General features: G+C 68.1%; 10 protein-coding genes and 2 riboswitches. Of the genes, 9 read left to right on the forward strand and 1 reads right to left on the reverse strand.

From position 1 onward, the window contains the following. The 8 genes from cbiT to cobT form a co-directional block, all read left to right on the forward strand. A partial coding sequence (cbiT, locus tag AC1D00_RS14755; protein WP_477011166.1) for a precorrin-6Y C5,15-methyltransferase (decarboxylating) subunit CbiT occupies positions 1-1126 on the forward strand: 1126 nt, incomplete at its 5' end. Further along, positions 1123-1491: a cobalamin biosynthesis protein gene (locus tag AC1D00_RS14760; protein ID WP_477011167.1), complete on the forward strand. Its 369-nt coding sequence runs from the start codon at positions 1123-1125 to the stop codon at positions 1489-1491. The genes cbiT and AC1D00_RS14760, both read left to right, overlap by 4 nt. Beyond that, on the forward strand, positions 1488-2270 hold the full coding sequence (cobM, locus tag AC1D00_RS14765) for a precorrin-4 C(11)-methyltransferase (protein WP_477011168.1): 783 nt from the start codon (positions 1488-1490) through the stop codon (positions 2268-2270). The genes AC1D00_RS14760 and cobM overlap by 4 nt, the downstream gene beginning before the upstream one ends. Beyond that, positions 2270-3580, forward strand: a complete 1311-nt coding sequence (locus tag AC1D00_RS14770; RefSeq protein WP_477011169.1) for a cobyrinate a,c-diamide synthase — start codon at positions 2270-2272, stop codon at positions 3578-3580. Before cobM ends, AC1D00_RS14770 begins: the two co-directional genes overlap by 1 nt. Beyond that, positions 3577-4308, forward strand: coding sequence for a uroporphyrinogen-III C-methyltransferase (gene cobA / locus AC1D00_RS14775; protein ID WP_477011170.1), 732 nt, complete (start codon positions 3577-3579; stop codon positions 4306-4308). Before AC1D00_RS14770 ends, cobA begins: the two co-directional genes overlap by 4 nt. A 45-nt stretch (positions 4309-4353) precedes the next feature. Then, positions 4354-4571, forward strand: a riboswitch (cobalamin riboswitch). 37 nt (positions 4572-4608) lie between these two features. Beyond that, positions 4609-5286, forward strand: coding sequence for an energy-coupling factor ABC transporter permease (locus AC1D00_RS14780; RefSeq protein ID WP_404554542.1), 678 nt, complete (start codon positions 4609-4611; stop codon positions 5284-5286). A gap of 46 nt (positions 5287-5332) precedes the next feature. Beyond that, on the forward strand, positions 5333-6082 hold the full coding sequence (cobF, locus tag AC1D00_RS14785) for a precorrin-6A synthase (deacetylating) (protein ID WP_477011171.1): 750 nt from the start codon (positions 5333-5335) through the stop codon (positions 6080-6082). A 10-nt stretch (positions 6083-6092) separates the two neighbouring features. Then, entirely contained in the window at positions 6093-7145 is a 1053-nt protein-coding gene (gene cobT / locus AC1D00_RS14790) for a nicotinate-nucleotide--dimethylbenzimidazole phosphoribosyltransferase (RefSeq protein ID WP_477011172.1), read from the forward strand. Between the two features lie 6 nt (positions 7146-7151). On the opposite strand, the gene AC1D00_RS14795 is transcribed toward cobT, so the two are convergent. After that, positions 7152-7724 (reverse strand): histidine phosphatase family protein, encoded by a 573-nt coding sequence (locus AC1D00_RS14795; RefSeq protein ID WP_477011173.1) that lies wholly within the window; start codon positions 7722-7724, stop codon positions 7152-7154. Between the two features lie 72 nt (positions 7725-7796). Further along, positions 7797-7998, forward strand: a riboswitch (cobalamin riboswitch). Positions 7999-8111: 113 nt separating this feature from the next. Between AC1D00_RS14795 and AC1D00_RS14800 the strand changes: the two genes are divergently transcribed. Continuing rightward, a partial coding sequence (locus tag AC1D00_RS14800; protein ID WP_477011174.1) for a TonB-dependent receptor plug domain-containing protein occupies positions 8112-8799 on the forward strand: 688 nt, incomplete at its 3' end.

Genomic DNA, 8799 nt, shown 5'->3' on the forward strand with positions numbered 1-8799 from the left:
GTCCGAGGCAAGCCGAAAGGCGCTGCGTGAAGCCGAAACCGTCTTCGGCGGCGGGCGGCACCTCGCGCTCGCGGGCGTGACCGGGCGCGGCCATCCGTGGCCGGTGCCGTTCGATGCGGAGGTCGTGCTCGGCTGCCGCGGCCGGCCGACGGTGGTGCTCGCCTCCGGTGATCCGTTCTGGCACGGCGCCGGCGCAAGCCTTGCCGAGAAGCTCGAGGCGGGCGAGTGGATCGCACATTCGGCGCCGTCGACATTCTCGCTTGCCGCCGCGCGGCTCGGCTGGCGCCTCGAAGCTGTTGCCTGTCTCGGTCTGCATGCTGCGCCCTTCGAGCGCCTCGTGCCGCACCTTGCAGCTGGCGCGCGCATCATTTGCCTCGTGCGAGATGGCAAGGCCGCGGGAGACCTCGCAAAGTGGCTGAGCGAGCGCGGATGGGGCGCCTCGGCATTCTGGACGCTCGTCGCGCTGGGCGGACCGCGCGAAAGCATTGCGGAACATCGTGCCGATGGCGTTGCCGGCGATCTCGCCGGAAACCTGGTCGCGGTGGCCGTGGAGGCGAGGGGAGCGCAGGGCATTCCCCGCAGCGCAGGACTTTCAGACGATCTCTTTGCCCATGACGGCCAGATCACCAAGCGGCCGGTACGAGCGCTCGCGATTTCGGCGCTGGCACCGCGCCCGGGCGAACGGTTATGGGACATCGGCGCCGGCTCGGGTTCGATCTCGGTCGAGTGGGTGCTCTGCGGCGGGACAGCGACGGCGATCGAGATGCGCGAGGATCGCACCGCGAATATCCGCAGCAATGCGTCGGCGTTCGGATTGGCGCATCGGATCGCTGTTGTCACGGGCCGTGCGCCCGAAGCTCTCGCTGGGCTGGACGCGCCGGATGCCGTCTTCATTGGCGGTGGTCTCGATGGCGCGATGTTCGACGCCATATGGCCGCTCCTTGCGCCGGGCACACGGCTCGTTGCGCATGCGGTGACGCTGGAGACGGAAGCTCTGCTGAGCGACCTGCACCAGCGCCACGGGGGCGAGTTGATGCGGGTCGAGATCGCCCATGCCGGCCCGCTCGGCCGCTACCGATCCTGGGAGGCGGCGCGTCCCGTGGTGCAGTGGAGTGCGGTCCGATGAAGGTCGCCGGGCTCGGATTCAGGCAGGATGTCACCCTGGCCTCGTTGCGTGAGGCACTGCTGGCGGCCGGCGGTCCCGCAGGCCTTGCGGCGGTGGCGACCGTCAGCGACAAGGCTGACGCGGAGGCGTTGAAGCAGCTCGCGCGCGAATGCGGCGTGCCGATCAAGGCGGTGCCGCCCGATATACTTGCCGGCATCGACACGCCGACGCAGTCAAAGCTCATCACGGAAAAATTCGGCACGGGATCGCTCGCCGAAGCCGCGGCCCTTGCCGCGGCTGGCCCTCGTGCGCGATTGATTGCGACCCGGGTGATCTCGCAGGATCGCACCGCGACGGCTGCAATCGCGGAAGGAGACGGCGCATGACGGTGCATTTCATCGGTGCCGGGCCTGGCGCTCCCGATCTGCTGACGTTGCGAGGCCGTGACCTGATCGCCGCCTGTCCGGTCTGCCTCTATGCCGGCTCGCTCGTGCCTGAGGGCGTGCTGGCGCATTGCCCGGCGGGCGCGCGCATCGTCAACACGGCACCGTTGTCGCTCGACGAGATCATCGCGGAGATCGCCGCCGCGCATGCCGACGGCAAGGACGTCGCACGCCTGCATTCCGGCGATCTCTCGATCTGGTCGGCGATGGGCGAGCAGCTCCGTCGTCTCCGTGCACTCGGCATTCCCTTCACCGTGACGCCCGGCGTTCCGTCCTTCTCCGCCGCCGCGGCAGCACTTGAAGCGGAGCTGACTTTGCCGGGGCTCGCACAGACCGTCGTGCTGACGCGTACGCCAGGCCGCGCCAGCGCGATGCCCGAGGGCGAGAAGCTCGCCGCCTTCGCCGCCACCGGCGCGGTACTAGCCATTCACCTTTCGATCCATCTGCTCGACCAGGTGATTGGGGAGCTGATGCCACATTATGGCGCGGACTGCCCGGTCGCTGTGGTCTGGCGCGCGAGCTGGCCGGACCAGCGCATTGTCCGCGCCACGCTTGCAACGCTCGATGCGGCTGTCGGCAGCGAGATGGAGCGCACCGCGCTCATTCTGGTCGGCAAGACATTGGGCTCGGCTGATTTCGACGAGAGCCGTCTCTATGCCGCCGATTACGATCGCCGATATCGGCCGGTCGGCGCCGAGCCGCGCTTTCCGGAGGCCTCCTGATGCCGGCAGGGTTCGTCATCTCCGCGCCTGCCTCCGGTGTCGGCAAGACAACGCTGACGCTGGCGCTCGCGCGCGCCTGGCGCAATCGCGGATTGAACGTGCAGTGCTTCAAGAGCGGACCCGATTATATTGATCCCGCTTTTCATGCCGCCGCTACGGGCCGCGCCTCCGTCAATGTCGATAGCTGGGCGATGGATCGCGCGACGATCAGCCATCTCGTCAGCCGTGGCGCGGWCGCTGACGTTGTCCTCGCGGAAGGTTCGATGGGTCTGTTCGACGGCGTCGCCGCGCGTGGCGTCTCGGGTACCGGCGCCACCGCCGACATTGCGGAGATGCTGGGCTGGCCGGTGCTGCTGGTGATCGATCCTTCGGGACAGGCGCAGACGGCTGCGGCGATCGCTGCGGGTCTCCGCGACTACCGCCCTGGCGTGCGCCTTGCCGGCGTCGTGCTCAACCGGGTCGCCAGCCAGCGCCATGAAGACCTCGTACGGCGTGCGCTTGACGACGCCGGCATCGCCGTGTTCGGCGCGCTGCCGCGCCATGCCGAGATCAACCTGCCGAAGCGGCATCTCGGCCTGGTGCAGGCGGAGGAGCAGGCCGAGATCGGCAAGCTGATCAACGAGGCCGCGCGCTTCGTCGCCGAGCATGTCGATCTCGATGCGGTGCTGCGATCGGCAGCCAGCTGGTCGCCGCAATCCGCGGCGAACGGTCTGAACGTGACGCCGCCGGGGCAGCGCATTGCGCTTGCCCGCGATGCCGCGTTCTCCTTCGTCTACCCGCATATGCTGGAAGCCTGGCGCGCGGCGGGCGCCGACATCTCGACCTTCTCGCCGCTTGCCGATGAAGCGCCCGATGCGAGCGCCGATGTCTGCTGGCTGCCCGGCGGCTATCCCGAGCTTCATGCCGGGAAGATCGCGGCCAACGCGCGCTTTCGCAGCGGCTTGCGCGCCTTCGCCGAGACGCGACCGGTGCACGGTGAATGCGGAGGCTATATGGTGCTAGGAACCGCTTTGACCGACGCCGACGGTGTCTGCCATGAGATGGCGGGCCTGCTCGGCCTGGAGACCAGCTTTGCCAAGCGCCGCATGCATCTGGGCTATCGTCTCGCCGAACTCGCCGCGCCGATGCCGGGACATCGCGCCGGCGCACGCCTGCGCGGCCATGAGTTCCACTATTCGACCATTCTTGCCCAGCCCGACACGCCGCTCGCGGTCGTGCACGATGCGACCGGTGCGGTCATCGCCGAGACCGGTTCGCGCCGGGGCAACGCCACCGGCACGTTCTTCCATCTGATCGCGGAGGACCGGTGAGCGGTTTTGTCTCCTTTATCTCCGCCGGTCCCGGCGACCCCGAGCTTCTCACGCTCAGGGGTGCCGCCCGGCTGCGCGAGGCCGATGTCGTGCTTTTTGACGACCTCGCCTCGGGCGCGATCCTCGACCTCGCCCGTCCCGGCGCCAATCTCGTTGCGGTGGGGAAACGGGCCGGGCGGCCTTCGACCAAGCAGCATCACGTCAACCGCCTGCTGGTCGACTATGCCGCGACTGGCGCGCGCGTGGTGCGGTTGAAGTCCGGCGATGCCGGCATCTTTGGCCGGCTCGAGGAGGAACTCGAAACGCTGCGCGAAGCCGGCATCGGCTATGAGATCGTTCCCGGCGTCACTTCGGCCTGCGTGGCCGCTGCGCAAGCCGGCATACCCCTGACCCGGCGCCATACCTCGCGCCGGGTGCAGTTCGTGACCGGGGCCGACGTCACCGGCGAGCTGCCGCAAAACCTGAACTGGGCGGCGCTGGCCGACCCTGAGGCGACCACCGTGGTCTATATGGGCCGCCGCACCTTTCCGGCCCTTGCCGCAAAGTTGATCGCGCACGGCCTCGCGCCGACCACGCCGGCGCTGTTCGCCGAATCCCTCGGCCGGCCCGACGAGCGGCTGGTCCGCACCACCATTGCCGAGCTGGCCGAGCAGCTTGCGCGGGGCGGCGCTGCCTCGACGGCCGCCGTGATCCTGTTCGGCGCACTGGCGGGAGAATACCCGTCATGATGGTCTCAATCGCCCTTCAGCCCTTGACGCCCGGCTGGCGAAAGGGGCACACAGGACGGGCATGGTGCTCGATGCGGTGCAAGCCGCCGGAGCATAATCGGGAATGGGGGTGGGCGGACAGTTGCGCCGCCCAAAACCCCAGCCGCCCCCGCGACTGTAAGCGGTGAGGGGCTCCGATCAGCCACTGGGCCGCAAGGCTCGGGAAGGCCGGAGAACCCCAGTGAACCGCGAGCCAGGAGACCGGCCGTGCATGTTTTGTGGCCAAGGCCGTCGGGTGTGACGGCAGGAAGGAACTGAACCATGCATATCGAACCCGGAGTCGTATCGGGCGCCAAGCTCGTGTTGAGTTACGCAACCGGCATCGCCGTCGGCGGCGTTGCGTTGAAGCTCGCGGTCGAGACCGTGCGCGAGCAGGGCATCACGTCGTTCGCGGCGCGGACGCTCGCCACCACGGGCCTCGTGTTCGTCTTCTTCGAGATCCTGCCGCACTTCCCGGTCGGCGTGTCCGAGGTGCACTTCATCCTTGGCTCGACCCTGTTCCTGCTGTTCGGGGCAGCGCCGGCGGCCTTCGGCCTTGCGTTCGGCCTGCTGTTCCAGGGTGTGTTCTTCGAGCCGCCGGACCTGCCGCAATACGGCATGAACGTCACCACGCTGCTGGTGCCGCTGTTCGCGATCCAGGCGATCGCCGGACGGATCGTTGCCCGCAACACCGCCTATGTCGATCTCAGGTATCGCCAGGCGCTGGCGCTTTCGACGACCTATCAGGCCGGCGTCATCGCGTGGGTCGCGTTCTGGGCGCTCTATGGTTCCGGCTTTGGCGCGACCAACCTCGTCAACATCGCGACCTTCGCGGCCTCCTACGCGCTCGTCATCGTGATCGAGCCGCTGGCCGATCTCGCCGTGCTGGCGCTGGCGAAGTCGCTGCGCGGCGTCACCGCGCCCGGCCTCGTGACCCCGCGCCTGCACAACGCGGCCTAAGAGACAAGCGAAAGGGCGGCCGTGATGGCCGCCCTTCGCGAACGTGATGCTCACGCTCTCCCTGATAGGCATCGGTTGCGGTGATCCCGAGCAGCTCACGCGCGCCGCCGTTCAAGCCATTAACGCGGCCGATCTCATCCTGATCCCGCGCAAGGGGAGAGCGAAATCCGATCTCGCCGATCTCAGGCGGACGATCTGCGCGGATGTGCTCACCAATCCAACGACGCGCATTGCCGAGTTCGACCTTCCCGTCCGCGACGCCGGTGAAGTGGACTATCGCAAGGGTGTGGACGATTGGCACGATGCGGTCGCCGCGACGTGGTCGCGGACAATCGCAAGCCAACTCGAAGGTGACGGCAGGGTCGCGCTGCTGATCTGGGGCGATCCTTCGCTCTACGATTCCTCGCTGCGCATTGCGCGCCGGCTCGATCCCTTGCCTGATATCGAGGTCATCCCCGGTATCACGTCGATCCAGGCGCTGTGCGCGGCGCATGCGCTGCCGCTCAACGACATCGGCGAGCCCTTTCTGGTCACGACGGGACGGCGCTTGCGTGAAGGCGGCTGGCCGCAGGGCGTCGACACCGTGGTCGTGATGCTCGATGGCGGCACGGCGTTCCAGTCGCTCGATCCGGCCGGGCTCGACATCTGGTGGGGCGCCTATCTCGGCATGCCCGATCAGATCGTCATGTCCGGCGCGCTTGCCGAGGTAGGGCCGCGCATCGCCGCGCTGCGGCAGCAGGCGCGCGAGCGGCATGGCTGGATCATGGACAGCTACATTCTCAAGCGCAGGCCGTAAGCGAGGCAGCATGCTCCCCGACTGGGTCACCCAAAAATGTCCCGAAATCTCCGCGGTCCATCGCGAGGCGGCGATCGCGCGGCAGGCGCAACTGACGAAGCCGACCGGCGCGCTCGGCCGGCTCGAGCAGCTCGCGATCGAGCTCGCGGGCCTGCAAGCGACCAAGCAGCCGCGCGCGGCACGCGTGCCGATCATCATTTTCGCCGGCGATCACGGCATCGTCGCGCAAGGCGTGTCGGCCTATCCGCAAGGAGTGACCATCGCGATGATGGCGAATTTTGCCTCCGGTGGCGCTGCGATCTCGGTGCTGGCGCGGGAGCTTGGTTCGAGCCTGGAGGTGGTTGACGCCGGCACGTTGGCGCCGGAGGCGGTAGCAGGCATCGTCATCGACAAGCCGCGCAGCGGCACGCGCGATTTCAGTGTCGAGGCGGCGCTCGCACCGTCCGAGCTGGCCTTCGCTTTCGAAGCCGGTCAGCGCGCCGTCGCGCGCGCGGAAGCCAGCCAGCCCGATCTTCTGATCTTCGGCGAGATGGGCATCGGCAACACCACGACCTCGGCGGCGATCGCGGCGAGCCTGCTCGGCGTGAGCGCCGAGGAGATCGCCGGCAGCGGCACTGGCGTCGATGCCGCCGGCCGTGCGCACAAGGCGCACGTGATCGATGCCGCGATTGCGCGTCACGGCGTTGCGGGTGCGCCGCCCGAAAAAATCCTGTGCGCCGTTGGCGGCCTCGAGATCGCGGCCATCTGCGGCGCCATCATTGCGGCCGCGCAGCGCCGTATCCCTGTATTGATCGACGGCTTCATCGTGTCGGTCGCGGCGCTGACGGCCGTGCGGCTCAATCCGTCGTGCCAGCCGTTCCTGCTGCCCTCGCATCAATCGGCGGAGCAGGGGCATCGGCTGGTGCTCCGCGCGCTGAACGCGCAGCCGCTGATCAGCCTCGATCTCAGGCTCGGGGAGGGATCGGGCGCCGCCATCGCGCTGCCGCTGGTGCGGCTCGCCTGCAGCCTTCACAATGGCATGGCGACCTTCGCGCAGGCCAATGTGCCGGATCGCCCGGCCTGATCCGGCTCACGCCACGCGCTGATTGACCGACACGACGCGCCAGCCGGTCGCCAGCCGGTCGATCCGGGTCAGCGACAGCGGATCGATCACGAAGCGCAGCGCGGCTTGCGGCGTGAGATCCAGCGCGATGCACAGCGCGGCGCGGATCGTGCCGGAATGCACGACGAGCGTTGCGGGCCCAGCTTCGATCCGTGACAGCCCATGTCGGACGCGGGCGACCTGGTCCTCAAAGCTTTCACCTCCCGGTGGTCGTGTGCGCGCCGGATCGCCCCAGAATTGCGCGTAGGCATCGCCGCCCATTGCGGCGAGGTCGTCATGCCGCCGGCCGGTCCAATCGCCGAAATCCTGCTCGCTGAACTCGCCCACCAGCTCCGGGTCGAGCCTAAGTGCGCGCGCGGTCTCGACCGTGCGCCGCGACGGGCTGGCATAGCTCGCAGAGTCCTGCGGCAGGCGCTGCCGCAACGCTTCCAGTTGCGCGCGATCGCCGAGATCGGCGGGCGCGTCCGGCGCATGGATCGTCCCTTTGATGCCGTCGACGGGCGCATGACGGATCAGCCAGAGGAAGGTCTCGCCTTCCATGCTTCTCTCCAAGGAAGTTGGTCGCTGTGGCAATAACGCCGCAACTGGTACATTGACTCTGTCTCGATCGTAATCCTAGATGCTCGCGACGGTTTCCCCCGAGAGGGGATGAAAAGGGAATGCGGTGCGGGGATGTTTCCCCAATGCCGCGGCTGCCCCCGCAACTGTAAGCGGATAATCCTTCGTCAGAAGCCACTGGGTCCTCGGTCCCGGGAAGGCGACGAAGTGGTGTCGACCCGCGAGCCAGGAGACCTGCCGTCAGCCGTGGTCACACGCGAAGATGTCGGTCGGGGAGTACAGACATTCGGCTTCATCGGAGGGCTGACAAGCCCAGGGTGAGACCTCGTTCGCTGTGACGTGCCACTGACGTCATACCGAGGTCCCACTGTGTTTTCTATTCGTCTTGGACGATCGCGCCGTTTCCTGCTCGCCTCCGCCGCCCTGACATCCTTTACCGTTCTTGATCTGCCCGCCGCGCTGGCGCAGCAGGGCCGCGAACCGCTGCCGCCTGTCGAGGTGTCGCCCAACCAGTCCCGCAAGCAGGCCAAGCCGGCCGGCCGGGACGCGCAGAGTGCGCGCCGCGCAGCAGCACGCAGGCCAGTGGCCGCATCGGCGGCGCCCAAGCCTGCCGTACCGGCCGCGTCGGCGCCAACGCCGCTCAACAGCAACGCCGTGGCCGAAAGCGCCTCGCGTCTCGGCCTGACCGTGCGCGAGACGCCGGCGACCGTCGAGGTGATCTCCGCCGAGACCATGCGCGAGCAGGGCTATCGCACCGTGTCCGAGGTGGCCCAAGGTGCGGTCGGCGTGACCTCCGGCGACGCGCCTGGGGAGCCGGCGGGCTTCTCGATGCGCGGCTTCACCAACAGCCAGATAAACACGCTCTACAACGGCATCAAGATCGGCCCGCAGAACATGACCTCACGGATCATGGACACGGCCAATCTGGAGGCCGTGGAATTCCTCAAGGGCCCGGCCTCGCTGATCTCGGGCGAGGGCGCCGCCGGCGGCGCGATCAACCTCGTCACCAAGCAGCCGCACACCGGACCTATCCGCAACGAGGCGGACTTCTCGTACG

This window comes from Bradyrhizobium sp. P2_E8, from assembly GCF_056403875.1.

What these genes read in the sequence shown, in the direction of transcription:
- AC1D00_RS14760 (WP_477011167.1), top strand. Translation starts at nt 1,123, where the DNA reads ATGAAGGTCGCCGGGCTCGGATTCAGGCAGGATGTCACCCTGGCCTCG.
- cobM (WP_477011168.1), top strand. Translation starts at nt 1,488, where the DNA reads ATGACGGTGCATTTCATCGGTGCCGGGCCTGGCGCTCCCGATCTGCTG.
- AC1D00_RS14780 (WP_404554542.1), top strand. Translation starts at nt 4,609, where the DNA reads ATGCATATCGAACCCGGAGTCGTATCGGGCGCCAAGCTCGTGTTGAGT.
- cobF (WP_477011171.1), top strand. Translation starts at nt 5,333, where the DNA reads ATGCTCACGCTCTCCCTGATAGGCATCGGTTGCGGTGATCCCGAGCAG.
- cobT (WP_477011172.1), top strand. Translation starts at nt 6,093, where the DNA reads ATGCTCCCCGACTGGGTCACCCAAAAATGTCCCGAAATCTCCGCGGTC.
- AC1D00_RS14795 (WP_477011173.1), bottom strand. Translation starts at nt 7,724, where the DNA reads ATGGAAGGCGAGACCTTCCTCTGGCTGATCCGTCATGCGCCCGTCGAC.